The sequence below is a fragment of the Nonomuraea sp. 3N208 genome (genome assembly GCF_052245935.1).
Lineage (GTDB): Bacteria > Actinomycetota > Actinomycetes > Streptosporangiales > Streptosporangiaceae > Nonomuraea.
This window is the reverse complement of sequence record NZ_JBQQBR010000007.1, coordinates 21,350-46,095: the sequence shown is the minus strand read 5'-3', so window position 1 is coordinate 46,095 and position 24,746 is coordinate 21,350. Positions and strand designations below refer to the sequence as shown.

30 protein-coding genes and 1 tRNA gene are annotated in these 24,746 nt (G+C 70.4%); 14 read left to right on the top strand and 17 right to left on the bottom strand.

The window, feature by feature from the left end; all coding sequences use genetic code 11:
- Positions 1–19 precede the first annotated feature (19 nt).
- From ACTWPT_RS12075 to ACTWPT_RS12065, 3 genes are all read right to left on the bottom strand, one after another.
- Positions 20–1,051: an endonuclease/exonuclease/phosphatase family protein gene (locus tag ACTWPT_RS12075; RefSeq protein WP_443177399.1), complete on the bottom strand. Its 1,032-nt coding sequence runs from the start codon at positions 1,049–1,051 to the stop codon at positions 20–22.
- A 57-nt stretch (positions 1,052–1,108) separates the two neighbouring features.
- On the bottom strand, positions 1,109–1,900 hold the full coding sequence (locus ACTWPT_RS12070; RefSeq protein WP_443177398.1) for an SAM-dependent methyltransferase: 792 nt from the start codon (positions 1,898–1,900) through the stop codon (positions 1,109–1,111).
- Between the two features lie 153 nt (positions 1,901–2,053).
- Complete coding sequence (locus tag ACTWPT_RS12065; RefSeq protein WP_443177397.1) at positions 2,054–2,239, bottom strand: hypothetical protein; 186 nt, start codon at positions 2,237–2,239, stop codon at positions 2,054–2,056.
- Positions 2,240–2,576: 337 nt separating this feature from the next.
- Between ACTWPT_RS12065 and ACTWPT_RS12060 the strand changes: the two genes are divergently transcribed.
- From ACTWPT_RS12060 to ACTWPT_RS12050, 3 genes are read left to right on the top strand one after another with little or no spacing between them, the layout of a single operon-like run.
- Positions 2,577–3,731 (top strand): sensor histidine kinase, encoded by a 1,155-nt coding sequence (locus tag ACTWPT_RS12060; protein ID WP_443177396.1) that lies wholly within the window; start codon positions 2,577–2,579, stop codon positions 3,729–3,731.
- Positions 3,728–4,846: a hypothetical protein gene (locus tag ACTWPT_RS12055; protein WP_443177395.1), complete on the top strand. Its 1,119-nt coding sequence runs from the start codon at positions 3,728–3,730 to the stop codon at positions 4,844–4,846. The genes ACTWPT_RS12060 and ACTWPT_RS12055 overlap by 4 nt, the downstream gene beginning before the upstream one ends.
- Entirely contained in the window at positions 4,816–5,535 is a 720-nt protein-coding gene (locus ACTWPT_RS12050; RefSeq protein ID WP_443177394.1) for a helix-turn-helix transcriptional regulator, read from the top strand. The genes ACTWPT_RS12055 and ACTWPT_RS12050 overlap by 31 nt, the downstream gene beginning before the upstream one ends.
- A 56-nt stretch (positions 5,536–5,591) precedes the next feature.
- On the opposite strand, the gene ACTWPT_RS12045 is transcribed toward ACTWPT_RS12050, so the two are convergent.
- Positions 5,592–6,218: a Uma2 family endonuclease gene (locus ACTWPT_RS12045; protein WP_443177393.1), complete on the bottom strand. Its 627-nt coding sequence runs from the start codon at positions 6,216–6,218 to the stop codon at positions 5,592–5,594.
- A 257-nt stretch (positions 6,219–6,475) separates the two neighbouring features.
- Here ACTWPT_RS12045 and ACTWPT_RS12040 point away from each other — a divergent pair, with 257 nt between their 5' ends.
- Complete coding sequence (locus ACTWPT_RS12040; RefSeq protein WP_443177392.1) at positions 6,476–7,141, top strand: lytic polysaccharide monooxygenase auxiliary activity family 9 protein; 666 nt, start codon at positions 6,476–6,478, stop codon at positions 7,139–7,141.
- A 50-nt stretch (positions 7,142–7,191) separates the two neighbouring features.
- Here the strand turns inward: ACTWPT_RS12040 and ACTWPT_RS12035 are convergent, their stop codons facing one another.
- The 7 genes from ACTWPT_RS12035 to gvpJ are packed head-to-tail and all read right to left on the bottom strand — an operon-like array spanning position 7,192 to position 10,129.
- The gene (locus ACTWPT_RS12035) at positions 7,192–7,476 is read right to left on the bottom strand and encodes a gas vesicle protein K (protein ID WP_443177391.1); all 285 of its coding nucleotides are present in this window, start codon (positions 7,474–7,476) and stop codon (positions 7,192–7,194) included.
- Complete coding sequence (locus ACTWPT_RS12030) at positions 7,473–7,643, bottom strand: gas vesicle protein (protein ID WP_443177390.1); 171 nt, start codon at positions 7,641–7,643, stop codon at positions 7,473–7,475. Before ACTWPT_RS12030 ends, ACTWPT_RS12035 begins: the two co-directional genes overlap by 4 nt.
- Positions 7,640–8,476, bottom strand: coding sequence for a GvpL/GvpF family gas vesicle protein (locus tag ACTWPT_RS12025; protein WP_443177389.1), 837 nt, complete (start codon positions 8,474–8,476; stop codon positions 7,640–7,642). Before ACTWPT_RS12025 ends, ACTWPT_RS12030 begins: the two co-directional genes overlap by 4 nt.
- Positions 8,469–8,804, bottom strand: coding sequence for a gas vesicle protein (locus ACTWPT_RS12020; protein WP_443177388.1), 336 nt, complete (start codon positions 8,802–8,804; stop codon positions 8,469–8,471). The genes ACTWPT_RS12025 and ACTWPT_RS12020 overlap by 8 nt, the downstream gene beginning before the upstream one ends.
- Positions 8,805–8,808: 4 nt before the next feature.
- Positions 8,809–9,036: a gas vesicle protein GvpG gene (locus ACTWPT_RS12015; protein WP_443177387.1), complete on the bottom strand. Its 228-nt coding sequence runs from the start codon at positions 9,034–9,036 to the stop codon at positions 8,809–8,811.
- On the bottom strand, positions 9,033–9,782 hold the full coding sequence (locus tag ACTWPT_RS12010; protein ID WP_443177386.1) for a GvpL/GvpF family gas vesicle protein: 750 nt from the start codon (positions 9,780–9,782) through the stop codon (positions 9,033–9,035). The genes ACTWPT_RS12015 and ACTWPT_RS12010 overlap by 4 nt, the downstream gene beginning before the upstream one ends.
- Positions 9,779–10,129 (bottom strand): gas vesicle protein GvpJ, encoded by a 351-nt coding sequence (gene gvpJ / locus ACTWPT_RS12005; RefSeq protein WP_443177385.1) that lies wholly within the window; start codon positions 10,127–10,129, stop codon positions 9,779–9,781. Before gvpJ ends, ACTWPT_RS12010 begins: the two co-directional genes overlap by 4 nt.
- A 774-nt stretch (positions 10,130–10,903) precedes the next feature.
- On the opposite strand from gvpJ, the gene ACTWPT_RS12000 reads away from it, so the two are divergent.
- Together ACTWPT_RS12000 and ACTWPT_RS11995 are read left to right on the top strand one after the other, a co-directional pair.
- Positions 10,904–11,026: a hypothetical protein gene (locus ACTWPT_RS12000; protein WP_443177384.1), complete on the top strand. Its 123-nt coding sequence runs from the start codon at positions 10,904–10,906 to the stop codon at positions 11,024–11,026.
- Positions 11,023–12,075, top strand: a complete 1,053-nt coding sequence (locus ACTWPT_RS11995) for a C45 family autoproteolytic acyltransferase/hydolase (RefSeq protein ID WP_443177383.1) — start codon at positions 11,023–11,025, stop codon at positions 12,073–12,075. Before ACTWPT_RS12000 ends, ACTWPT_RS11995 begins: the two co-directional genes overlap by 4 nt.
- Before the next feature lie 18 nt (positions 12,076–12,093).
- Here ACTWPT_RS11995 and ACTWPT_RS11990 read toward each other — a convergent pair whose 3' ends face one another.
- Together ACTWPT_RS11990 and ACTWPT_RS11985 are read right to left on the bottom strand one after the other, a co-directional pair.
- A complete protein-coding gene (locus tag ACTWPT_RS11990) occupies positions 12,094–13,257 on the bottom strand; it encodes an acyl-CoA dehydrogenase family protein (RefSeq protein ID WP_443177382.1) in 1,164 nt (387 codons plus the stop codon).
- Between the two features lie 54 nt (positions 13,258–13,311).
- Positions 13,312–13,581: a hypothetical protein gene (locus ACTWPT_RS11985; protein ID WP_443177381.1), complete on the bottom strand. Its 270-nt coding sequence runs from the start codon at positions 13,579–13,581 to the stop codon at positions 13,312–13,314.
- Between the two features lie 21 nt (positions 13,582–13,602).
- On the opposite strand from ACTWPT_RS11985, the gene ACTWPT_RS11980 reads away from it, so the two are divergent.
- Together ACTWPT_RS11980 and ACTWPT_RS11975 are read left to right on the top strand one after the other, a co-directional pair.
- Complete coding sequence (locus ACTWPT_RS11980; RefSeq protein WP_443177380.1) at positions 13,603–14,769, top strand: CaiB/BaiF CoA transferase family protein; 1,167 nt, start codon at positions 13,603–13,605, stop codon at positions 14,767–14,769.
- Entirely contained in the window at positions 14,766–15,434 is a 669-nt protein-coding gene (locus tag ACTWPT_RS11975) for a GntR family transcriptional regulator (RefSeq protein WP_443177379.1), read from the top strand. The genes ACTWPT_RS11980 and ACTWPT_RS11975 overlap by 4 nt, the downstream gene beginning before the upstream one ends.
- A 9-nt stretch (positions 15,435–15,443) precedes the next feature.
- Here ACTWPT_RS11975 and ACTWPT_RS11970 read toward each other — a convergent pair whose 3' ends face one another.
- From ACTWPT_RS11970 to ACTWPT_RS11960, 3 genes are all read right to left on the bottom strand, one after another.
- Positions 15,444–15,947, bottom strand: coding sequence for a hypothetical protein (locus tag ACTWPT_RS11970; RefSeq protein WP_443177378.1), 504 nt, complete (start codon positions 15,945–15,947; stop codon positions 15,444–15,446).
- An 87-nt stretch (positions 15,948–16,034) separates the two neighbouring features.
- Positions 16,035–17,366: a hypothetical protein gene (locus ACTWPT_RS11965; protein WP_443177377.1), complete on the bottom strand. Its 1,332-nt coding sequence runs from the start codon at positions 17,364–17,366 to the stop codon at positions 16,035–16,037.
- A gap of 9 nt (positions 17,367–17,375) precedes the next feature.
- Positions 17,376–18,251 (bottom strand): MurR/RpiR family transcriptional regulator, encoded by an 876-nt coding sequence (locus ACTWPT_RS11960; RefSeq protein ID WP_443177376.1) that lies wholly within the window; start codon positions 18,249–18,251, stop codon positions 17,376–17,378.
- A gap of 136 nt (positions 18,252–18,387) precedes the next feature.
- Between ACTWPT_RS11960 and ACTWPT_RS11955 the strand changes: the two genes are divergently transcribed.
- From ACTWPT_RS11955 to ACTWPT_RS11935, 5 genes are all read left to right on the top strand, one after another.
- The gene (locus ACTWPT_RS11955) at positions 18,388–19,761 is read left to right on the top strand and encodes an MFS transporter (protein ID WP_443177375.1); all 1,374 of its coding nucleotides are present in this window, start codon (positions 18,388–18,390) and stop codon (positions 19,759–19,761) included.
- Positions 19,758–20,186, top strand: coding sequence for a GAF domain-containing protein (locus ACTWPT_RS11950; RefSeq protein WP_443177374.1), 429 nt, complete (start codon positions 19,758–19,760; stop codon positions 20,184–20,186). Before ACTWPT_RS11955 ends, ACTWPT_RS11950 begins: the two co-directional genes overlap by 4 nt.
- Positions 20,183–21,394: an amidohydrolase family protein gene (locus tag ACTWPT_RS11945; protein ID WP_443177373.1), complete on the top strand. Its 1,212-nt coding sequence runs from the start codon at positions 20,183–20,185 to the stop codon at positions 21,392–21,394. Before ACTWPT_RS11950 ends, ACTWPT_RS11945 begins: the two co-directional genes overlap by 4 nt.
- On the top strand, positions 21,391–22,182 hold the full coding sequence (locus ACTWPT_RS11940) for an alpha/beta hydrolase (RefSeq protein WP_443177372.1): 792 nt from the start codon (positions 21,391–21,393) through the stop codon (positions 22,180–22,182). Before ACTWPT_RS11945 ends, ACTWPT_RS11940 begins: the two co-directional genes overlap by 4 nt.
- A gap of 78 nt (positions 22,183–22,260) precedes the next feature.
- Positions 22,261–23,802 carry a carboxylesterase/lipase family protein gene (locus ACTWPT_RS11935; protein WP_443177371.1) on the top strand — a complete coding sequence of 514 codons (1,542 nt, stop codon included), beginning with the start codon at positions 22,261–22,263 and terminating at the stop codon, positions 23,800–23,802.
- 101 nt (positions 23,803–23,903) lie between these two features.
- On the opposite strand, the gene ACTWPT_RS11930 is transcribed toward ACTWPT_RS11935, so the two are convergent.
- Complete coding sequence (locus ACTWPT_RS11930) at positions 23,904–24,440, bottom strand: hypothetical protein (protein WP_443177370.1); 537 nt, start codon at positions 24,438–24,440, stop codon at positions 23,904–23,906.
- Positions 24,441–24,652: 212 nt separating this feature from the next.
- On the opposite strand from ACTWPT_RS11930, the gene ACTWPT_RS11925 reads away from it, so the two are divergent.
- Positions 24,653–24,745: transfer RNA gene (locus ACTWPT_RS11925), tRNA-Sec, on the top strand.
- Position 24,746 lies beyond the last annotated feature (1 nt).

Below are 24,746 nucleotides of genomic sequence, written 5' to 3'. Positions count from 1 at the left end.
TCGAATGGTTGACAGTGGACTACGGGAGGCGGAGCTCGGCGAAGACCCCGCGGTGATCGGTGCGGGGCACGTCCGCGACCTCGACCCGGCGCACGCTCACCCGCCGGTCGGCCACGACGTGGTCGATGGAGATGATGGGCGGCATCGCGCGGAGGTTCGGCCACGTCGGGACCAGACCCTTGCCCACCTGGTCGGCCGCGTCCACGTAACCGCGGCTCAGCAGGTCGCGGAAGGCGCGGTGGTCGAGGCTGGCGTTGAAGTCGCCGGCCAGCACCCGGATCACCGATCCCGCCCCGTCCGAAGCCGGCGGCAGGGCACCCAACGCGGCGTTCCACTCCTCCTCCATGCGGCCCAGCGGCGGGTTGGGGTGGATGGCCACGATCTCGACCGTGCTCCCGCCGGGCATCGCCATGGTGGCGGCGGGCATGTTGTGCCCGATCGGGGTGAACAGTCCCGTCAGCTCGCTCACCGGATGTTTGGCGTAGATGCCGCTGCCGGTCGCGCCGAACTCGGCCTGCAGCACCCGGTGCGGCAGCAGCTGCTTCAGTCCGGCCGCGTCCAGCCGCTCGACCGCGTCCGGGGTCAGCTCCAGGGCGGTGAAGACGTCGACGTCGTACCGCCGTACCAGGTCGGCCACGGTCTGGGCGTCGCCCCGGCCGAACAGGTTGACCGTCAGCACCCGCAGGGGTGCCCCGTTCGCCGCGGGCTGCTCCGCGCCGGTCAGCCGTGGCGCCACGCAGGCGGCCATGACCACGCACGCGAGCACGGCCACGATCGCGGCCGGCCGGTTACGCCTGATCAGCAGGAGCGCGGTCAGCGCCGCCAGCACCGCGCCGTACGGCGTCACGGTCATCAGCTGCGTGTCGAACGAGCCCTGCTCCAGGCCGCCGACCCTGATCGCCGCCCACAACCCCAGCAAGACGACGATCGTCCAGGACAGCCACCGCCTGCGTCGCCGGCGTTTCGGCGCCGGCGAGTCGTCCGCCGTGGCCTGCTCGGTCCCGACCGTCGTGCTCACTCCGCCGTCCCCGTTCCCGTCCCCGATTGGCATCACAACTTGAACCTTAAACGGATTCAGTGTGCGCAGAGCGCCACGGCGCGGCGCGCGTCAGCCCTTGCGGCCCACTCCGCCGTACATCCAGGTGGCCGTGTCGGGGAAGAGCGGGGTGTCGCGCCACTGGGAGACGCCGACGAGACCCGGCTCGATCAGGTCGAACCCGTCGAAGTAGCGAGCGATCTGCTCGCCGGTGCGGGGCGTGCGGTGCATCGCCTGGCTCTGGGTCGCCGCCAGGTAGTCGTCGGCGGTCTGCTGGGGCACGAGGTCGAGCGTCAGGTGGCTCAGTACCAGGTAGCTGCCGGCGGGCACGGCGTCGGCGAACGCCTTGACGATGCCGGCCGGATCGTCCTGATCCGAGATGTGCATGAGGATCGCGACGATCACGAGCCCGATCGGCTGGCTGAAGTCCAGCGTCTCGCGTACCTCGGGGTGGTCGAGGACGGCGCGCGGGTTCTTGACGTCGGCCTCGATGTACGCGGTCCTGCCCTCGGGCGTGCCGGTCAGCAGGGCCCGGGCGTGGGCCATCACGATGGGGTCGTTGTCGACGTACACCACTCGCGACTCCGGCGCCTCGGCCTGCGCGATCTCATGCACGTTGCCCTGGGTCGGGATGCCCGTGCCGAGATCGAGGAACTGCCGGATGCCGAGCTGCGTGAGGTGGCGCACGGCCCGGCCGAGGAAGGCCCGGTTGTTCCTGGCGCTCTCGCGGACCCCTGGCACCGCGGTCATGGTCGCTTCGGCCACTCGGCGATCGGCCTCGAAGTTGTCCTTGCCGCCCAGCCAGTAGTCGTAGACGCGGGCCGAGTGGGGGATGTTCGGATTGATCCCGTTTGGTGCGCTCACGATCAGGATCCTAGGTTATCCGCGGCCGGCGAGAGATCCGGGTAGGGCTCACGTTTTCCGTGATGATGGCCGCCCGGGATGTCACCGAGTGCGAGAGCCGTGCGCTGAGCAGCCCGTACTCAGAGCGCCACGTTCGCGACGATGACCGTGGCGTCACTCCTGCACGACGTACGCGTCCGACGCCCGGCCGTGCGTGCCCTCGTACGTGCCGGAGCTCGCGCCCACCGCCACCAGGCGCGGCCGCGTCACCGGCATGCCGGGCGGCCATTTGCCGCGCTTGCCGCGGACGGTCATCACGGACAGGCAGCCGACCAGAAACGAGATCACGAAGAAGGTCATGGGTCCCCTCCCACCGCGGTTGTCGCGGCCCGCGCCTAGTAGACGCCCATGCGCGGCGAAACGGCTGACGGCCGATCGGCCGTCGTAGCGCGCCATGACGGCCGATCAGCCGTCGTGCCGCCCCCGGGACGGCGTACCAGGGTGTGGAAGGGCGGTGCACACCGCAGGAAAACCGGGCCTAGGAAAAGAGCCATGCGACCCATGACCTCATCCGCCGTCACAACTGCGGCACGACCATTCGGATTCACGAGGGAAACCCAATCCCGTTTCTTTTTGCCCACTCTGCGCTGCGTTATCGTGAGACCCGTCTTGTGCTCCCAGCGCGTGCGGACGGCCCATGGCTCACCCCGGTTCCACGAGGTACGACTCGGCGACCAGGCAATTGGAGAAGGCCACCGCGCGCACCGGTGCCGGCGCGCGCAGCGCAGTGGGTGCGGTGGCGGTCATCTCGGCGGCGTTCGGCGCCGTCCCCCCGGTCTCCTTGTCGTGGCTGGCGCCCATGCTGGCGATCCACCTGGTGTGGACGGCCCTGTTCGTGCGCGTGTGGTGGCGCAGAGCGCCGCTGCCCCACTGGCTGGTGGCCGGTGATGTGGTCATCACGGTCGCACTGTGCTTCGCGCAACGTCATCTCGTCGCCGGCGAGGCGCTCGTCACGGGGTCGAGCTGGGTCGCGGGAGCAGTCACGATGACCATCGTCATCGCCGGGGTCACCTGGAAGCCCAAGGTGGTCGTCCCCGTGGGGCTGGTCGTCGCGGGGGCGTTCGCGGCGGGCGTCCGCATCGCCTCCCCCTCCCACGACGTGGCCGGCACCCTGGGGATCCACCTCGTGCAGTTGCTCGCCATCGTGATGCTGATGACCCTGCTGCGCCGCTCGGCCGCCGCGACCGACGCCTTCCTGGAGCGGAACGTACGCGCCGAGATCTCGCGCATGGTGGAGCGGCTGCGCCGCGAGGACGAGTTGAAGCAGGTCGGCAGCATCCACGAGACCGCGCTGCACACGCTCACGATGGTCGGCCTGGGCACCTACGACGAGCCGTCGCCCACGCTGAAAGCCCAGGTCAGGACCGACCTGGCGGCGCTGGAGAAGCTGCGGGACACCCCGCGCGCCGACTCGGTCCCCATCGCCCTGGACATCCTGCTGGACGAGGTCGCCGGGCGGGCCACGGGCCTGGAGGTGCATAGGGATCTCACGCCCGAGACGGTGCCGGGCAACGTCGCCGAGCGCTTCGCCCGCGCCGTCACCGAGGCCCTGGCGAACATCGCCCTGCACGCCGGCGTACGCGAGGCCGAGCTGGTCTCCCGCAGGCGTGACGGCGAGATCCTGGTGGAGGTCGCCGACGCGGGCCGCGGATTCGACCAGGACCAGTTGCCGGCCGACCGGTTCGGCGTACGCGGATCGATCCTCGACATGATGCGCTCCCTGCCGAACGGCGGCGCCGAGATCTCCTCCAGCGCGCAGGGCACCCGCGTGAGCCTGTGGTGGCGGCCATGACGGAAGAGATCGAGCAGGTGGCGCAGCGGTACGCCCGCTTCACCGCACTCGGCGCCGCGGTCATCGCGCTCGTGTGGCACATCGGATACGACCTCACCGTCACGATCACCGGCTGGTCCGCCTTCCGGTGGCCCTGGCTGGCATTGGTGGCCTGGACCGCCTACTCCGCGATCTTCGTGGTCGCCTTGCGGTCACTGACGGGCACCTCGCGCGGTCCTGCCAGGATCCGCGAGCTCGCCCTCGCCACGCTGGCCATCGACGTCGTGGTGATCCTTTCGCTCCGCCCAGAGGAGCTGCTCGGCATCAGCGACTGGGCGTGGGGCTCCGTCGGGTGGATCGCCGTCATGCTGGTGTGGGGGCGGCCCCGCTGGCGGGCCGAGCTGATCGCATTCCTCGCCGCCAACGCCGGCATCATGCTGGCAGCCATGATCCTGACCGGGACGCTCGACCGCGTGTCCATCTCCAAATACCTGGTGGTCATCGCCGGCGGGGTCACCATGCAGCTCGGCTACGCGTGGGGCTGCCGCATGCTGCTGGCCCGCGCCGAGGACGCCGTCGTGCTGGCCCGCCGGCTCGCCGCCGACGACGTCCTGCGCGAGTCCGCCCAGCGCATCCACGCTGACCGGCTGCGCAGGTACGCCGCCATCCGGGACGTGGCCGAGTCACTGCTCCAGCAGCTCGGCGACGGCGCCGACCCCGGCGACCCGCGAGTGCGCGAGGACTGCACGGCCGGGGCCATGCGGCTGCGCCGGCTCATCACGGAACGGGAGGACGTACCCGACGAGCTGGTCTCCGCGCTGCGCGAGCGCATCGAGGCGGCCGAGCGGCGCAAGGTCATGGTGACGGCTCCGCCGTTCGGCGACTACCTGCCCGGCCTTCCCGACGGGGTGCGGGAGGATCTTCTCAGGGCGCCCATCCGGGCGCTCGACGGCGCCAGGTCGCGGGCGCGCGTCACCGTGTCCGCGATGTCCACCATGGTGAGCGTGGCCGTCGTGGCCGACAACGACGACCTGCCCATCAGCGCCGCACCCGTCCACGAGCCGAGCGGAGTCGTGGTCACCTATCAGCGGCAGGGAGGGGAGGTATGGGTCAACAGCATCTGGCAAGGCCCGTGACGGTCGCCCTGGTGGAGGACCACCAGGTCGTGGTCGACGGGGTGCGGTCCTGGTTCGCGAGCTCCGGGCCGCCGGAGCTCGCGCCGAGCCCGGTGGAGCTGGTGGCACAGGGGCCCACCATCGAATCGGTCCTCGGCTCCGAGGCCGACGTGCTGCTGCTCGACCTCAACCTCAACGGCTCCATGGTCATCGACCGGGTCGGCGAGCTGTGTCAGGGCGGGCAGCGGGTCATCGTCTTCTCAGAGCACGAGGAGCCGGAGATCGTGCGTGCCGTGCTGGACGCGGGCGCGTCGGCGTTCATCGGCAAAGGCCGGGCCACGCGCGAAACCTGCGTCCAGACCATCCTGGAGGTGGCCGTCGACCGGCCCAGCGTGACGCCTCCCATGGCGCAGGCGATCGCGACGGACGAGCGGCCGCACCGCCCGCAGCTGTCGGACAAGGAGCGGGCGGCGCTGCTGTTCTGGTTCCAGTCGATGTCCAAGGCGTCGGTGGCGGCGCGGATGGGGATCAAGGAGCGGACGGTGCGCCAGTACATCGACCGGGCCCGCGTCAAGTACGCGGCGGCCGGCCGCCCCGCCCCCACCAAGGAGAAACTCCTGATCTGCGCCATCCAGGACGGCCTCATTCAACCCGACGAGGTCACCATCTACACGTCCCTGGCCGCCAAGACGCCGCGCGATCGGGGGTGAGGCTCCTGGACCTCGGCCCTCCCAGCAGGAGGGGGCCGGCAGGGCCGGGGTCCAGGTCATCGGCGTAGAAGAAGGTCGGCAGGGTCGAAACTGACAGGGAAGGGTGCCGTTAGGTTTGCGACGGTGCCGGCCTTGTAGGCCGTCGGCGGGTCGTAGTGGTCGCCGTTGAGCTCGTAGACGTAGAGGGTCGGTCCTTCATCCGGCTCGATCCGCCAGTAGATGGGGATGCCAGCCCTTGCGTACGCAACGGCCTTGAGACCCTCGTCCCGCGCCCTGGTACTCGGGCTACCCACCTCTACGGCGAGCAGGATGTCGCGAGGCGAGAACATGAGCCCATCGCTCTCCGGCACATCCTCAGGCAAGACGACGAGATCGGGGATATAGAGGTCCTTGTCGGAAACCCGCAGGTTCACCGTCGACACGGGCTCCAACTCGAGCGACATGGCATCGTCGAGAATTCGCTGCAGCCGGTAGATCACGCGCTGGTGCAGCCGAGTGGGGGAAGGGCTCACGAATAGGCTCCCGTTGAAGAGCTCGTAGCGGTTCCCGTCGTTGGGGAACTTGAGCAGGTCGTCGACCGTGTACGGCGGGTTGCCGGGAAGAACCGTGCGCCCCGTGCTGGTCGGCTCGATCGTTGCCATTGCGGTCATCCACTCAGTATCGGGAGCCTTGCCCTCGCTCACATGCTACTTCCCCTAATTCCATCACTTTAAGTTGTTCCACTGTTACTTTCCGCGTTCAATTGAAACTTTCACCCGTTATGGTGCCGCTCCGGAAATCCCTTTCCGCTGCTCATTCAGGCATTGACCAGGCGTGCCACGGACGTGCGGAACATTGACAAGCGGTCATCACTTGGCCGGGTCGGCGCGGTCAGATACCGTCGCGTAATGGGAGCGCTCCCAGTAACCGGAACCCCCGACCGGAACATGGAGACCGCACGATGCCCCAAGTCGCACTCAAGCGTTGGGCGCTGCGCGCCCTGGCTCTGCTCATGTCCATGGCGATGATCTTCACTGTCCCGCTCGCCCAGACCGCCTCGGCCCACGGGTCCGTCGTCGACCCGGCCTCCCGCAACTACGGCTGCTGGCTGCGCTGGGGCAGTGACTTCCAGAACCCGACCATGCAGCAGCGGGACCCGATGTGCTGGCAGGCGTGGCAGGACAACCCGAACGCGATGTGGAACTGGAACGGGCTCTACCGGAACGAAGTCGGCGGGAACCACCAGGCGGCCATCCCCAACGGCCAGCTGTGCAGCGGCGGCCTCGCCGAAGCCGCCCGCTACCGTTCCATGGACACGCCCGGCCCATGGACGATGACGAACCTCGGCAGCACATTCGACATCCGCCTGCACGACCAGGCCAGACACGGTGCCGACTACATCAGGGTCTACATCACCCACCAGGGCTACGACGCCACGACCACGCCTCTGGGCTGGAACCACCTGGAGCTGGTCCGCGAGACTCCCAGGTACGCGCCCAGCGAGAACTACGTGATCTCCAGCCTGAGCAAGGGATCGCGTACTGGCCGCCACGTGATCTACACGATCTGGAAGGCCTCGCACATGGACCAGACGTACTACATCTGCAGTGACGTGAACTTCACCTGAGCTCGACATCATGTCCCCGCCGGGCGTGCCCCCATGCGCCCGGCGGTGCTCTATGAACGGGGCTCGACCGGGAGCAGGTTGCCGAGTGGGCCGAGATCCAGGTTGAGCTCGTCGTCCGTGATGCCGAAGCGGTCCTTGAGGTCGGTCATGGCCTGGTCGAGGCGCATGAGGGCGAGGCCGAGCGCCTCGGTCTGCGCGTCGGTGAGGTCGCCCTCGTCGACGCGGCGCAGGGCCTGACGTTCCATGAGCTGGCGGATCAGCTCGACCAGCGTCAGCACCAGGCAGACGAGGTCGTGTTCGACCTGGTCGGGGTCGGTTTCCAGGCGGCGGGTCATGGCGGATCCCCACGGACTGAGGTGATCAGGGCGCGCAGGGACACGCGGACCAGGTCGACCTCGGCGATGGAGATCACCAGGTCGCCGCTCAGCACGACGCCGCCGGCCAGGAGCCGGTCGAGCAGATCCACCAGGGCGACCTCCCGCTGGACGAGCTCCGCGGTCATTTCCGCTCCTGTGCGGTGGTGGTTTCCGGCGCTCGCTCCTCGATCGTGGTGAAGGAGTAGGCGGGCCATGGGCCGGTCACTTCGATGCGCACGTCGCCCCACTGGGCGGCCACATCGGCCGCGGCCTCCGTGAAGGCGTGGGGGTCCTCGATCAGGTACGCCGCATTGAGAACCATCACGCCGTCGTGCCCCGACAGCCGCCGATCCTGGAGACGATGCCGGTGGCTGGCGATCGCGTGCGGCGCCAGCCGCGCGTGCACTTGCTCGGCCCGGCCCGCCAGCGCCTGGGTGACGTCCTCGCGCTGGCGGCGCTGAGCGCTGCGCCGCCGCAGGTACGCCACACCAGGGCCGGGCCGTTGCGCGCGGGAGAACGCGGCCTCGGGCACGGTCGGCGGCGATGGGCTGGCCTGGTGGTCGTTGGCGGGTGAGCCGGTGGGGGCGGTGCCGTACACCTTGATGCCCCACTCCGAGCGGCCCGTCACCCTCGACAGGGCATGTTTGATGCCGGCTCGCCGCTCCTCCAGCAACTCCCTGACCCGGCCGTCGTCATGGAAGACCGTGGCCAGCCGGACGGGCGCGGTGGGGCCGAGCTCGGCGACCGTGCGCACCACCGCGTGGTGCGTACGGGCGACCGACTCCAGCCACCCCAGGTCCTCGAGGTTCTCGCGCAGCGCCTGCTCGCCGTACTCCGACAGCGGCACCGTGCTGACGACCGCCGCGAGCCCCGAGTGCGAGACCATGCGAACCGGGCTGCCGGACACGCCGGCGACCTCCCCGGCCACCGGATGGCGTGCGTTGGTGACGGCGTACAGGTAGACGGCGGTGTCAGTCATGCGGATCCCTCCCCGGCGTCCGCTCCAGCTCGGCGAGCCGAGCTCGCAGCGCGCGGTTTTCCGCCAGCACGTCCCCGCGGGCGCGGGAGGACAGCGACGGGTCGTGTTCCCACCAGTCGATGCCCAGCTCCTTCGCCCGGTCCACCGAGGCGACCAGGAGGCGGATCTTGATGGTGAGCAGCTCGATGTCCAGCAGGTTCACCCGGACGTCACCGACGACCACGATTCCCTTGTCGAGGACGCGTTCCAGGATGTCGGCCAGGTTGGCGGGGTCCCTGCGGACCGGCTCGGCGGCCGGTCCGGAGCGTACCCAGGAGATGTCGGCCACGACCTCACCTCCTCGGCGCCCGCAGCAGCCGGTCCAGCAGCTCCTCCTCCCGCGCGGCCGCCTCCTCCTCGGAGATCTCACCGGCGGCCAGATCGGCTGCCACGTCTTCCAGCTCACGCCTGATCCGGACCGGGTCGTACAGCTGCTCCTCCGCGCGGTCGCACAGGAACTCCGCCATCCGCACGACCGCGAACGCGGGCGCGAGCGGCCACGTCACCATCTTGGTGATCACGACTGCCGCCCCTGCAGCGAGCCCACGAAGTCGTACGGAGGCAACGGGCCGACGAGGCGCAACCGTACGCGGCCCGCCCACTGCCGGCCGAGCTCCTCGATCGCCTGCTCGAACCCGTCTTCCTGCCCCTGCTCGACCAGGAACGCCAGGTTCGCGACCTCGTCCTCCCTGGCGGGCGGGCGCGGCGCCACCTGCTCGGCGTACGGCGACAGCGCGGCCGCCAGCCGATCGCTGTCGCCGGCCTGCTTGCGGGCCATGGCCTGGGCGATGACCTCGCCGAGCCGCAAGCGCTCGTCGTAGCTGGACTCCTCGGGCACCCCGCGGATGCGTTCCCGCAGTTCCAGCACCGCGGGCTCCTCGCGTAGCACCTCCAGGTACGCGGAGTCGTTCTCGTACCGGCCCTTCACGACCAGCTCGACCCGGCCCCGGATCTGCTCCAGGTCCGCAAGGAAGGCGTCCTGGTTGGCGGCGAGCAGCTCGTCGGCGATCTCCTGCGGTCCCGTCATGGCCGCGCCGAAGCGGAACGGCAGCACGGGGATGCGCCGGCGGGCCAGGTCCTCCAGCACCCGCTCGTGGGAGAGCAGGTCGTCGCGAGTGCCGAGCGGGCGATCCGCCGGCAGGTCGCTGACCAGGGCGCCGCACCGGTCGTGCGTCACCAGCGTCACGGGCGCGCCACCGATCCCGAGCATGGGCGCCGGCAGGTCGGCGGTGTTGTGAGTGACGCCATAGATGTACTTGTTCGTCATGACTTTTCACCATCCGTCTCGACGGTCACGCCTTTGACGACGACCTGGGTCTCCTTCTGCGCCGCTGGGCCGATCGGCCCACGTACGTCGACGGAGATTTCCTCGGCTCCGTCGCCGCGGATGTCGAGCCGTTCGATGGCCTGCGCGTACCGCAGGTACGTTTCAACGCTGGCCACCACGACCCGCGCCTGGATGGTGAGGACTTCTATGCCGATCAGTGAAACCTGAACGAATGCGTCGATCACGAGCCCCTTGTCGAGAATGAGCTCGACGACGTCACCCAGGCCGCTGGAGCCGGAACGCTCAACGACAGCCGGGGTTGACATGATTTCTCCCTCCTTTGACACCGGGATGTGAATTTCACCCTGTGTCAGTCCTTGGTCGGCGTCTATGTCGTTTGACCTATTCGTCGAGACAGGTCACATCGGATGACAATCATGGCTTTTCAGTCGCGGCTGACGAAACTTTCACCGGCCTCACGCGGGCTCCGGGGGATCGTTTCCGCTGCTCGCCCTGCATTCAGGGGGCGGGCGGCCGCACGGATGGGCGTTGACATCGATCTGATATTTGTGCGGATTTGAGCTGTCAGATAACGTCCCCGACGGGAGCGCTCCGATCACCGGACCCCGGTTGAACTCGGAGACAACACAATGCCGCTCGCCGGACGGCCCTCGCGCGTCCGGCGGGCGGTGCTGTCTGGCGTGTGCCCGCCTTGTCGACGCACGAGGCGAGCAGCAAATCCACCCCGGCCTCCCGCAACAACGGCGCCACCTCGGCCGCCGCCCGGGCCGGCGCGCAGACCACCGCTTCCAGCGGCATGTCACCCCCGCCAACTGGCGCGGGGGCGAGCGGGTCGCCTGCACCTGACGGAGTCCCACGGCGTCAGCCGGTGGGTGGAGCGGTGTCAGGAGGGTAAGCCGGACGGCCCCGAGCTTCACCGCCGACCGCCCGCTGATCATCTGGGAGAAGTGGAGGTGTTTACGTGAGTAAAACGGACATCGGCGTAGCCTCGTCGCTGTCCCGATGGTGCGAACAACCGATCGACCTCCTGGGAGCCGACCGCGGCGTCGCGGGACAGGTTCGCCGCACTGCTACCCGGGGTAGTGGGCTTTTGTGTGCACGTGCGTACCGAACAGAGCATGTTCAAGCTGAGCCAGGACATCGACGCCGAGCGGTACGCGCGCGTCCGCGCCTCGTTCGCGGCCGAGAACCCCGGGCTCGCCGACCTGATGGGTGGTTCATGAGTTTCCCCAGCTTCACCTCGACGCAGATCGATCCCCGCGCCCGCGGCAAGGAGCTCGGCACGCACCGGCAAGAGGCGATCGTCGCCAACCTCGCCGGCTACTCTGACCTTTTCGCCGTCGCTGGCGCCACCGCCACGCAGGTCCGGACGTGGGGTGAGCAGGCACTCGACCGCGCCGCCGGCTGGGCGCCGCACTTGGCGGAGGAGATCGCCGGGATCGCGTCCGGCGCCGGGCTGGAGCCCTGGCAGGTGGCCATGATCAATGCCCGCACCGAGATCCTTGCTGCCGTCGACGCGGTCGGTGAGGGGGAGTGCTCCACGTCTGTCGTGCTGCCCGGGCCGCGTACGGTGCAGACCTGGGACTGGCACGACCACCTGCGTGACGCGCCCATGCTCTGGGAGCTGGAGAGCCGTCCCGGGCACGTGGTGCGCACGTTCACGGAGGCCGGGGCGCTGGCCAAGATCGGGGTCAACACGGCCGGGCTCGGCATCCATTTCAACATCCTGCGCCACGAGTCCGACTCCACCGATCTCGGCGTGCCCGTGCACCTGATCGCCCGCAGGATCCTGGAGGAGGCCGCCACCGTCGAGGACGCCATCGCCCTCGCCTGGTCCGCCCCGGTCTCCGCCTCCACCGTCATCACCGCCGTGACCTCGGACGACGCCGCCTCGATCGAGATCTCCCCGGCCGGGGTCGGTGTCATCTCGCCGGAGCGCGGCGTGCTGCAGCACTGCAACCACTTCCTCGCCCCCGGGCTCGCGATGGGGGAGCGGCACGCCACCGACCGGCCCAGCACATACGTCAGGCTCCAGCACCTGGAGGACCATACCGAGGGCCTGAGCAGCGAAGACCACACCGCGCGGGCGCTGGCCATGCTCAGCCACGGCCCCGACGCGGCGCCCGTCTGCGCCCACCCCGACCTGACGCAGCCGATCAACCAGCGGTGGGAGACGGTCGCCACGATCGCGCTCGACGTGCCCGCCGGGCGGATGCGGGTGCACAAAGGCGGCCCCTGCCAGGTCACGGAGGAGACCTGGCAGACCTTCTGAGCCGGCCGGTTAATCGGCTCAGTGGAACGCGGGGATCCCGGTCAGCGCCTTGCCCAGGACAAGCGTGTGGATCTCCGAGGTTCCCTCGTAGGTGAGGACCGACTCGAGGTTCACGGCGTGCCTGATCACCGGGTATTCGAGGGTGATGCCGCTCGCGCCGAGCACCGTGCGGCACGTCCTGGCGATCTCCAGGGCCTCGCGCACGTTGTTCAGCTTGCCGGCGCTCACCTGCTCGGCCGTGATCGTTCCCGCCTCCTTCAGCCGCCCGAGGTGCACCGCGAGCAGCAGGCCCTTGCCGAGCTCCAACGCCATGTCGGCGAGCTTCTCCTGAGTGAGCTGGTACGACGACAGCGGCTTGGCGAACACCTCGCGGTCGCCGGCGTACGCGATGGCCGTCTCCAGGCAGTCGAGCGCCGCCCCCATCGCGCCGAACACGATCCCGAACCTGGCCTCGTTCAGGCAGCCCAGCGGCCCTGACAGGCCGCGTGCGCCCGGCAGCACGGCCGCGTCAGGGAGTCTCACCCCGTCCAGCACGAGTTCGCTCGTCACGCTCGCACGCAGCGACACCTTGTGCTTGATGTCGTTGGCGGTGAAGCCTGGCGTGCCCGCCGGGACCAGGAACCCCCTGATCCCGTCTTCCGTACGAGCCCACACCACGGCCACGTCCGCGACCGAGCCGTTGGTGATCCACATCTTGGTGCCGTTGAGCACCCAGTCGCCGCCCTCGCGCTTGGCCGTCGTCCGCATGCCGCCCGGGTCGGAGCCGAAGTCCGGCTCGGTCAGGCCGAAGCAGCCGATGCGCTCGCCGGTGGCCATCGCGGGCAGCCACTCCTGCTTCTGCTCCTCGCTGCCGTACTTCCAGATCGCGTACATGGCGAGCGAGCCCTGCACGGACACGAGGCTGCGCAGGCCCGAGTCGGCGGCCTCCAGTTCGAGGCAGGCCAGTCCGTACGCGACCGCGCCGAGGCCGGCGCAGCCGTACCCCTCCAGGTGCATGCCGAGCACGCCGACTTCGCCGAGGGCACGGGCCAGCTCGCGGGCCGGCAGTCGCCCCTCTTCGAACCAGCCGGCGACGTGCGGCCGGATCTCGCGGTCGCACATCTTCCTGACCGTGGTCCTGATCTCGCGTTCCTCGTCGGTGAGCAGCGTGTCCAGGGCGAACAGCGCGGTCGGGGCGATCATCGTTACCGGCCTCCTGTATTTTGGATCCAATATTGAAAATCCAATATTGCATAGTTAGGATGCGTTGACCATGGACGTTCTGAATTTGATCGGTGGCCACCACTTCGGCCGGCCGGGCCGGGTTGTGTCGGCGAACTCCTCGCCCTCCCCCTCGGCCCAGCCGCGTGTGGCCGGTTCGCCTCGGCGCGGGAGGTCGAGCGGGCCGCCATCTTCACCCGGGACCTCGGGGCGCCGCGTGAGCGAGCGTAGCGAGCGAACAATCGGGCACAGCACGTCCGTGAGCCAGCGTTGCGAGCGAACAATCAGATACAGCACGTCCGTCACGCGACCGACGAAGGAGGGCGCGTGACGGGAGCGTTGTCGGGGTTGTTGGTCGCGGATTTCAGCCGGGTGCTGGCCGGGCCGTACGCCACCATGCTGCTGGCCGATCTGGGGGCCGACGTGGTCAAGGTGGAACGGCCCGGGGCCGGGGACGACACCCGCGCGTGGGGGCCGCCGTACGGGCCCGGGGGCGAGGCCACGTACTTCCTCGGGGTCAACCGCAACAAACGCTCGATCGCGCTCGATCTGCGGGCCGACGTGGAGGTCGCGCGGGCCCTGGCGGCCCGCGCGGACGTGCTCGTGGAGAACTTCCGGCCGGGGACGATGGAGCGGCTCGGGCTCGGGTACGACGCGCTGCGGGAGCTGAACCCGGGGCTGATCTACTGCTCGATCACCGGGTTCGGGTCAGGGGCCGGGGCCGGGCTGCCCGGGTACGACCTGATCGCGCAGGCGGTCGGCGGGCTCATGAGCGTCACCGGCGAGCCGGACGGGCCCGGGACGAAGGCGGGCGTGGCGCTGGTGGACGTGATCACCGGCCTGCACGCCGCCCTTGGCATCCTGGCCGCGCTCCGGCACCGCGACCGGACTGGCAAGGGCGGGCGAGTCTCGGACGGGCAGACGTCGGGCGGCGGCGAGGGGCAGCGCGTCGAGGTCTCGCTCCTGTCCTCCATCCTCTCCGCGCTCACCAACCATTCCTCCGCCTATGCCGCCGCCGGAGTCGTGCCGCGGGCCATGGGCAACCGGCATCCGAGCATCGTCCCGTACGAGGTGTTCGAGACCGCCGACCGTCCGCTGGTGATCGCGGCCGGCAACGACCGCCTGTTCCAGGCCCTTTGCGAGACGCTGGGCCGCAAGGACCTCGCGGAGGACACCCGCTACGCCACCAACGCCGGCCGGGTCGCCGCCCGCGAGGCGCTGGTCACGGAGCTGAACGCCGCCCTCCGGGAGCGCCCGGCCGACGAGTGGTTCGGGCTGCTCACCGCTGCCGGAGTGCCCTGCGGCCCGATCAACGACCTGGCCGCCGCCTTCGCCCTCGCCGACGGCCTCGGCCTGGAGCCCGCCGTGGAACTCGGCGGAGTCGGCCAGGTCGCCAACCCCATCCGCCTCAGCGCCACCCCGCCCTCTTACCGGCGCCCGCCGCCGGAGCTCGGGGAGGACGACGCGTGGGTTCGTGAGATATTGGGGCCGTGAGTCCGGACGAGGCACGACGCAGGCCGCCAACGGCCCAGCAGTTCGTGCTGGGTGAGCTGCGCCGTGCCATCACGACCGGCCGCCTGCGTCCCGGCGCGCCGATCCGGCAGGACGCGCTGGCCGAGGAGCTCCAGGTGAGCCGCGTCCCCCTGCGCGAGGCGCTCAAGACGTTGGAGGGCGAGGGCCTGGTGACGTACAAGGCCCACAAGGGCTACTGCGTCGCCATGCTCTCCCTCGACGACCTGCGCGAGGTTTACCGCATTCGTGAGCTGCTGGAAGAAGAGGCCGTGCGGCGGGCCGTCGATCGTCTCACCGACGCCGACCTCGACCGGCTGGAATCGGCCCAGGACGAGGTCGAGCGGGCCGCCGCCGCGGGTGACGTCCTGGCCATGACCACCGCCAACCGGCTGTTTCACATGATGTTGTTCGAGTGCGCGGGCATGCCGCGGCTGGCCCGGCTGATCAGGACGCTGTGGGATACGACGGATGCGTACCGGTCGATGTACTACGGGGACGCCGGCAACCGTGAGCGGGTGATCAAGGAGCATCGCGCGACCCTGGACGCCCTGCGCCGCCGTGCCGCCGACGAGGCCGTCGCCACGCTCGACGTGCACCGCGCCCACGCGGTGGCCGAGCTGGAGTCACTGCTCGGCCACGCCTCCTGAGCCGGTCGGCTACGTGAGGGGCAGCGTGGAGATCGGCTCGCCCTTCTGGTCGAGCAGCTCCACGCTCGTCTCCTTCTTGTGGTTCGGCGACCAGGCCAGCACCTGCAGGCCGTGCTCAGGGACCATGATGTGCCGGCCCTCGAACCTGACGGCGCCCACCTCCGACGACAGCCGTACGACGCCGTACGTCACCCACCTGGCCGGCCAAGGGAACCACCGGCCCGCGTTGATGTCGGACCGCGCTGTGCCGTCCGCCCGGCCGTGCCCGTTCAGCGCGGTGGCCGCGGGGCTCGGGGCCAGGAGGTCGTCGGCGGGTCCCGCCGCGGTGCTGGTGCCGTCGCGCAGGCTCCAGCGGCCGCCGCGGCTGAGCGACAGGACCCAGACGTCGAGCCAGAACAGGCCGACGTCGTCGAGCCTGGCGAAGGCCGTCGCGGCGAGCCGGTCGCCGACGTAGAGGGAGAGCGGCGAGAAACGATGCCGTCCGCCGAGGGTCTCCGGCAGGACCTTCGGCAAGCCGTGGGCTATGAGTCGCCGAGTCTCGGTCGCGGGAGTGTACCCAGGATGGTGAGTACGATCCACGCGCTCATCGTACTCTCCGGCCTACTGCGCGCACCTGTCCCGGCAACCGCCGAACCGGGCCGTGTCGGGCTTCGTGAACGCTGTCTCGGGGGCGCCGCCCAAGGCCGCCGTCATTGAGGCCTTCCAGATGGGGCCGGGGATCGACGTGCCGGTCACGTACGCATAGCGGCGGCCGCCGATGGTGACGTCGATCAGCCGGTGCGCGTTGGGTCCGCCGGGGGCGCCGAGGGCGACGGCGGAGGCCAGGTCCGGCGTGTAACCGGCATACCAGGCGCTCGCGTAGTTGTCGGTGGTGCCGTCCATGCCTGCCGCGTCGCGCCCGAGTCCCTTGAGCCGGCTCCTGGCCAGCGCGCCTGACAATACGTCCGTCACCGCGTCGGCCACCTCCGGCGCCACCGCCGCACGGCAGCGCGGTGCGACGGCGTGCAGCACCCTCGAACCGTCGCGGACCTCGGTGACGGCCATCGGTTCGCAATGCTTGCCGTGGGCGGCGAGCGTGGCATAGGTGGTGGCGACCGACACCGGGTCCACCTCGTTGACGCCCAGCGTGAACGTCTCGAATTCGGCGAGCTTCATGCCGTCGGCGCGGGCCAGGCCGAGCCGTTTGGCCATCTCCACGCTCTTGCACAGGCCGACGTGCTCGGACACCTTCAGGAAGAACGTGTTCTCTGCGGCCCAGGTGCCCGACCGAAGGGTCGTGAAGGCGTCGTGACTCTGCCCTTTGCGGTTGACGACCGAATGCGCCGGGTCACCGATCGCTTGGTCGGCGCAGTTCTTGAACGCGGCGTAGGAGGGCGCGCGGTATCGGTCGCTGTAGGGAAAACCGTCCTCGAAACGCATGCCGGCTTCGAGCGCGGCGGCCAGCGTGTACACCATGGCCGTGGTGCCCTGCTGAATGCCGCGCGCGTCTCCGGGACCCCGGCTGGTGGCCAGCGCCCTGATCTCGCCGCTGCCCGGCACGACCATGGCTTGCACGGCGACGTGCTTGTCGTCGCGGCCGACATGGCGGTCGATGGCCTGCTGGGCGGCCTGCTGCATGCGCTGGTCGATCGCCGTCTCGATGGTCAGGCCGCCGCGGGTGAGCAGCCGCCCGTCGAGCGCGAGCAACTCCTCGCGCACCCGCTTGCACAGATACGGCAGCTTGCTGTCCGCGCAGTCCCCGGAGAACTCCTCCAGGACGGCGCCCCGCGTATCCACCAGGACGCTCTTGCGTACCGTGGTGGGGCCGAGCGCCAATTTGTCGCGGGCCTGCGGCGGCTCGTCCCCGCCTGCGCTGATCAGCAAAAAACCCGCGACCAGCGCGCCCGTTACTGTGACGACGCCTGCGGCAACCCGTAACCCGTTCACCGGCACGCGGGAATTCTAGTGGGCCGGGCTCTGTCCTGCCGGGCGGCGGTGGAGGAGGCCGAACTTCGCCCACATGGCCTCCGCCGCCTCGATCGAGGCGCCCGTACGGGCCGGGTCCACCGCCGCCAGCTGCGTGACCAGCGCCTGTGCGACCGCCAGCCCGGCCGTCAGCGATGGGAAGAACGCCTCGCCTTCGGCCGGCACCATGACCACTTCCTCTGCCGCCTCTGCCAGGGCGGGACTGGCCGCGTCCGTCAGCGCGAACACCCGCACGCCGCGCGAGCGGGCCTCGTTGGCCGCAAGCACGGTGCTCTCGTACAGCCGCCAGAAGCTGATGGCGATCAGGACGTCGCCGGCGCCGATGGTGGCCATCGCGTTGGCCAGCTCCGCGTCGCCCGTGGTCACCGCCGTGACGGGGTAGCCCGCGAGGCGGGCATTGTGCGCCAGGGCCAGGCCGATGGCGGCGTAGCTGCCGTCGGCGACGATCACCGTGCGGCGGGCGGTCGCGATCGCCTCGGCGATGGTGAGCAGAACCGCCTCGTCCAGGCGCCTGTTGAGCAGCGCGAGGTTGTCGAGGTCGCGGCGGAGCGACCGGGAGCTGGGCGTGCCGGTGCCGCGGTGCTCGGCGGCGACCTGTCCCGCGCTGAGTGAGGACAGGTAGCGGGCCCGCAGCTCCTGCTGGAGCGCCGGCCAGCCGGCGAAGCCGAGCGCCTGTGCGGTGCGCGTAACGGTCGCCACGTTGACGCCCGCGAGCTGGGCCAGCTCTCCCGCCGACCCGAAGGACGCCCGCCGCGGCTGGGAGCGCAGCACTTCGAGCACCGCGGCCGCCTTGCCGCGCAGGCCGCGCTCGGGCGTCCGGGCGCCCAGCCAGTCCTCGAAGCTGTCGGTCAACGGATCCTTCTCTCGGCAGAGCTGCGGGCCGGGAACATGCTACGCGCTCGTAACACGACCGAATTGCAAAGATTATTGCAGATCCATGAAATTGCACTGTATGTTGCTGACAAATTCGGTCGAAAGGGTGTGTTCGATGACCTTGCTGGCCCGGTTGGACCGGCTCCCCCTGAGCCGTCCGCACTACCTCCTCCTCCTGATCGGCGGCCTCGGCTACACGTTCGACGGCATGGACTCGGCCGTGGTCGCGTTCTTGCTGCCGAGCGCGCAGGATGCCTGGGGCCTGAACAACGGCCAGCTGGGCCTGATCGGGTCCGCGACCCCCTTCGGGTTCCTGTTCGGCGCGGCCATCGCCGGGCTGCTCGGCGATCGCATCGGCCGCAAGAAGGTCATGATGTACGCGCTCGCCTTCTATGCCGTCTTCTCGGTGGTCGCCGCGTTCGCGCCCAACTACGAGGTGTTCCTGGCGAGCCGGGTGCTGGCCGGGGCGGGCGCGGGCGCGGAGAGCGCGATCATCGCGCCGTTCCTGTCGGAGTTCGTGCCGGCCAACCGGCGCGGGTGGTTCATCGGCGCGCTGGCCGGGTTCTTCTCGTTCGGGTTCGTCATGGCCGCGTTGATCGGGCGGTTCGTGGTGCCGACGATGGACGACGGCTGGCGGGTGGCGCAGGTGATCACCGCGCTCCCGATCGTGATGTTGTTGTGGTGGCGCCGATCGTTGCCGGAGTCGCCGCGGTTCCTGCTGCAACATGGTCGCGTGGACGAGGCCGAGGCGGTGGTGGCCGACCTCGAGCGCCGCGTCGAGCGGGCCACGGGCGAGCCGCTGCCGCCGGTGCCCGAGTCGGCCACCCCGCCCTCGGCGGGCGCGCCGAAGGTGAACCTGCTCAGTGCGCTGCGCTTCCTCTGGAGCCCGCTCATGGCCCGGCGGACGGCGGTCATCTGGCTGATCTGGTTCGTGATCACGTTCTCGTACTACGGGTTCTTCTCCTGGATCCCGACCCTGCTCGTGCAGCGCGGCATCACGGTGACCAAGAGCTTCGAGTTCTCGATCATCATCTATCTGGCGCAGGTCCCCGGCTACTTCTCGGCGGCCTGGCTGTCGGAGCGGCTGGACCGCAAGAACACGATCGCCCTCTACCTGGCGGGCTCGGCGGTCAGCGCGTTCTGGTTGTCGCAGATGGACTCGCCGGTCACGATCACGCTGGCGGGCGCGGTGTTGTCCTTCTTCCTCAACGGCACGTACGCGGGCGTCTACTCCTACACGCCCGAGGTGTTCCCCACCTGGATCCGCGCCACCGGAACCGGCCTGTCGAGCGCGTTCGGGCGGGTGGGCAGCATCCTCGCCCCGACGATCATCGGTCTGTCCGCCGCCAGCCTCGGCTTCGCGGGAGTGTTCGGGCTGACCACGGCGGTGCTGGTGGCGGGGGTCGTCTGCGTGGTGGTGTTCGGCCTGGCCACGGCTGGGCGATCGTTGGAAGAGCTGACCGAGCCGGCCAAGGAGGGTGTCAAGTGAGCGTGCTGGATGAGCTGGAGTCACGTGTGCGGAAGGAGCTGGGCGTGCGGCTCTTCACCGTGCTGGCCTGGGTGCCGGAACGGCAGGCGCTGCGCCGCGTCCACACCAGCCATCCCGCCGAGTACCCCGTCGGCGGGGAGAAGACCGTGGAGGTCGCGCAGGGCTGGCTGGCCACCTGCATCGAGGGGCGGCAGCCCTTCTTCGGACCGGACCAGGCGGCGGTCCGTGAGGTGTTCGCCGATCACGAGCTGATCGAGCGCCTCGGCTGCGGGGCCATCATCAACGTGCCGGTGGTCGACGAGGGCCAGGTGCTGGGAGTGCTCAACATCCTCGACGCCGAGGGCGCCTACGACGAGACGTCGGTCACCGTGGCCGAATCGCTCGCGCCGCTCGCCGCGCCCGCCCTGCGCGGAGGCGCGCGGTGAACCTGTTGCTGCGTAACGCCCTGGTGCTGGACGTCCGCTCGGGCGAGTACACCGAGGGGGATCTGCGGTGCGCGGACGGCCGCGTCGTGGAGGCGGGTCCCGGGCTGCGGGCGCCGTCGGACGTGCGGGTGCTCGACGTCGCCGGCGCGTACGTCGTACCCGGCCTGATCGACGCGCACGTGCACGTCACCGCCTCCACCGCGGACCTCGGCGCGCTCGGCCGCATGTCCCCGTCGTACGTGGCCGCGCACAGCGCCCGGATCATGGGCGAGATGCTCGGCCGCGGCTTCACCACGGTCCGCGACGTGTCCGGCGCCGACTACGGGCTGTCCGACGCGCAGGCGGAGGGGCTGATCCGAGGGCCGCGGCTGCTGTTCTGCGGCAAAGGGCTGAGTCAGACCGGCGGCCACGCCGATTTCCGCGGCCGGGGCGAGCACCTGCACGACGACCACCCGTGCTGCGCGGGCGTCGGGCGCGTCGCCGACGGGGTCGACGCGGTCCGCGTGGCCGCCCGCGACGAGTTGCGCAAGGGGGCGCACCACATCAAGGTCATGGCCTCCGGAGGCGTGGCGTCGCCGACCGACCGCATCGACTCGACTCAATACTCGATGGAAGAGCTGCGCGCGGCCGTCGAGGAGGCCGAGGCGGCCAACCGGTACGTGGCCGCGCACGCCTACACCGCCCGCGCCGTCAACCGGGCGCTGGAGGCCGGGGTCCGCTCCATCGAGCACGGCAACCTGATCGACGACCGCAGCGTGGAGTTGTTCCTCGCGCACCACGCGTTCCTGGTGCCGACGCTGGTGACGTACTGGGCGTTGAAGGAGGAGGGCCGGGCGTTCGGGCTGCCTGAGGCGAGCTGGCGCAAGGTCGACGAGGTCCTCGAGGCCGGGCTGGTCGCGCTGGAGCGGGCCACGCGGGGCGGGGTGCGGCTGGCGTACGGGACGGACCTGCTCGGCGGCATGCACCGGCACCAGAACCACGAGTTCCGGCTGCGGCGGGAGGTACAGGACCCGATCGACGTGCTGCGGGCCGCCACGGCGGGCGCGGCCGAGCTGGTCGGGATGGCGGGCGAGATCGGCACGCTGGCGGTGGACGCGCACGCCGATCTGCTGGTGCTCGACGGTGACCCGCTGGCGGACATCGGCGTGCTGGCCGACCCCAAGCACATCCGCCACGTCGTCCAGGCGGGCGTACCGTTTGATGCGTGACGTCGCTGACCCGGGCCGCTCTCGTGATCGTCGCGGTGGTGCTCCTGCTGCTCGGGCTGCTGTGGTTGTTCCAACGGCAGCTCATCTACCTGCCTGACCGGTCCGCCGTGCCGCCGGCCGGGGAGGTCGTCCCGGGCGCGCGGGACGTCTCGTTCACCACCGGCGACGGGCTGCGGCTCAACGCCTGGTACGTGCCCGGGGAGCGCGACGTGACCGTGCTGATCGCGGGCGGGAACGCGGGCAACCGGCTGCACCGGGCGCCGCTGGCCAGGGCGCTGGCGGCGCACGGGCTGCCGGTGCTGCTGATGGACTACCGCGGCTACGGCGGCAACCCGGGCGTCCCGACTGAGGAGGGACTACACCTCGACGCCCTTGCCGCCCGCGCGTTCCTCGGGGACGGCCGGGTCGTCTACTTCGGCGAGAGCCTGGGCGCGGGGGTGGTGACCCGGCTGGCCCTGGAGCACCCGCCGGACGGGCTGGTCTTGCGCTCGCCCTTCACCGACCTGGCGGCGGCCGGTCAGGCCAACTACCCGTTCCTGCCGGTGCGGCTGCTGCTGCGTGATCGGTTCCCGGTGGCGGAGCAGATCGCGGCTGTGCGGGCGCCCACAGTGGTCGCGTACGGCACCCGCGACACGATCGTGCCGGCCCGGCTGAGCAGGGCGGTCGCCAAGGCCGCCGGGGGCAAGGTGACGACCGTGGAGCTGGCCGGAGCAGGGCACAACGACCTGTCCATGCTGACCGGCGCCGAGCTCATTCACGCCGTGGTGGAGTTGACCGACGGGATCTAGGCGAGAGACGTGCGCGCGTGTACCGTCGGGGCGCCCGCACGTGTACGGTCAGGGCGCTCCCGCCGGAAGGAGATCTCCGTGCGCCTCATTCCCGCCGTAGCGATTCTGCTCCTCACCACCACCCTTGCGGCCCCGGCCGCGGCCGACGCCCGCTCCCCGGCGCTGGTACGTACCGACAAGGGCGTGATCAAGGGGGACGTGCTGCAGGACCACCGGGCGTTCCGCGGCATCCCGTACGCCGAGCCGCCCGTCGGCGTGCTGCGCTGGCAGGCGCCGCGCCCGGCCGAGCCGTGGGCGGGCGTCCGGGACGCGACGGCCCCCGCCGCCCAGTGCGCGCAGCCCGCCACCCCGTACGGAGGTCAGGCCTCGTACGGCGAGGACTGCCTGTACCTCAACGTCAGCGCCCCCCGGCGCGGCACGCGGCTGCCGGTCATGGTGTGGGTGCACGGCGGCGGCAACACCACGGGCAGCAGCGCGCTGTACGACCTGTCCAAACTGGTCGTCGAGGGCGACGTGGTGGTGGTGTCGGTCAACTACCGGCTCGGCGTGCTCGGCTGGCTGGCGCACCCTGCGCTGGAGGCCGGCGAGCGCTACCAGGCCGGGAACTACGGGCTGCTCGACCAGCAGGCGGCGCTGCGGTGGGTGCGGCGCAACATCGCGGCGTTCGGCGGCGACCCGGGCAACGTGACGTTGTTCGGAGAATCGGCGGGCTCGGCCGACATCTGCGCCCTGCTCGCGTCCCCGACCGCGGCCGGGCTCTTCCACAAGGCCATCGGTCAGAGCTACAGCTGCGCGTACCCGACCCGTACGGAGGCCGGCGCGGAGGCGAGCGCGGTCACGTTCGCACAGGCGGTGTTATGCGCGGCCGATGACACCGTCTCGTGTTTGCGCGCGCTGCCGGTCAAGACACTGGTGGACGCCTTCCAGGACCCGGACCCCTACGCGGTGGCGGGAGGCGACCATGTGTTGCCCGCGCAGCCGCACGAGGCGATCGCGAGCGGGCGGTTCAACCGCGTTCCTGTGATGCACGGCAACAACCTGGACGAGATGCGCCTGTTCATCACCGACCCCATCTCTGCGGCGGAGTATGAGGCGTACGTGCGTGCCACGTTCGGGGCTGCCGCCGACGCGATCCTGGCCCGCTACCCCGCGGCGAACTATCCCGACCCACGGACCGCCCTGGCCACCGTGCTGACAGACTTCGGCGGGCCGCTGGCGACCTGCGGGCATCAGGACGCGCTCCGGCTGTTCGCGCGGGCCGGGGTGCCGACCTACGGCTACCAGTTCGCCGACCGGACGGCGCCGCCGCTGATCGACGTGCCCGGCTTCGAGGAGGGCGCCGCGCACGCGGCGGAGCTGCCGTACCTGTTCCCCGGCCTGTTCGGGGGGCCGCTGAACGCCGAGCAGGAGCGGCTGTCGGACGCCATGGTGGCCTACTGGACGTCGTTCGCCAGAGACGGCCGGCCCCATGCCGCCGCCCAGGCCTCGCACTGGCCCCGTTTCCGCACGTCCGGCGACGTGCTGAGCCTGGCGCCTGGCGCGGGCGGCATCCGGCCGGTCGACACGTCCGTGCCGAGCAACTGCGCCTTTTGGGCGTCCCTGCCCATCAGCGGGCGGTAGCTGCCCGCGAAGAGGGGGCGGGACCGCGCAGGCCCGCCCCCTCTTCGCAGACCGCCGCGGCATCCCGTGCTGTGCTTGGGCGACGAGCAAAGCGCACGGGGTCAGAGCCAGCTGGCTCGCACGCTGGTGGCGGACTCGTCCGGCGGGGTGCCCAGTTCCCCGACGCGGATGCGCTCCAGGAGCCGCCCAACGGTGTCGACGATCTCCGGCGCCCGTTCGCGCAGCCCCGCCACATCCGCCGGAGACACCTCGCTCCGGTCCAATCCGACCTCCTCCAGCACACCGTCCAGATCGGCAAGCCGCTCCGCCAGCCACTTCAGCGGCTCGCCGGACAACTCCGTGTCGAAAACCCGCGGCCCAGGCTCCCACCCGTCGATGGACGGGTGGTGATGGGTGCGGTTGAAGCTGCCCGGCGGGCTGTCGACCGACTCCAGCAGGTCGATGCGCCAGAGCGGCCGATCGACCGTGATCGGCCGAGCCGAGTAGATCGAGCCCTTCAACTCACCGGGTTCGAGCCTGCGGATCTCCAGGCGCACGCCTCGTTCAGCCCCCTCCTGGCCCGGGATCGGGTTCGGGTCGACGAAGTAGATGTCGCTGACGGCCACGCCGATCTGCTCGAAGCCGAACAGGTAGAGCACGGGAACCACTTCCTTCGCAGGTCTCAGTGGGGGCTCTACCCAACGTAACCTGGCAGGCCCGGCCGGGCTACCTGATGATCAGCGCCCGGCCGCAGACCGGGGCGGCCGCCCGGCCACCGCCTCCACCTCGCCGGGCGGATCTTGCAAGCGCAACCGCCGCCACAGGCGTACTGCGTACGCCTGGTATCCGTCATATCGTGAGAATCGTTCTTGGAGGCGCTTGTGTTCTGGTGGGCACCCCGGTCTTCAAAACCGGTGGGCGGCGCGCGGCGTCGCCGGCGGGTTCGATTCCCGTGCGCCTCCGCG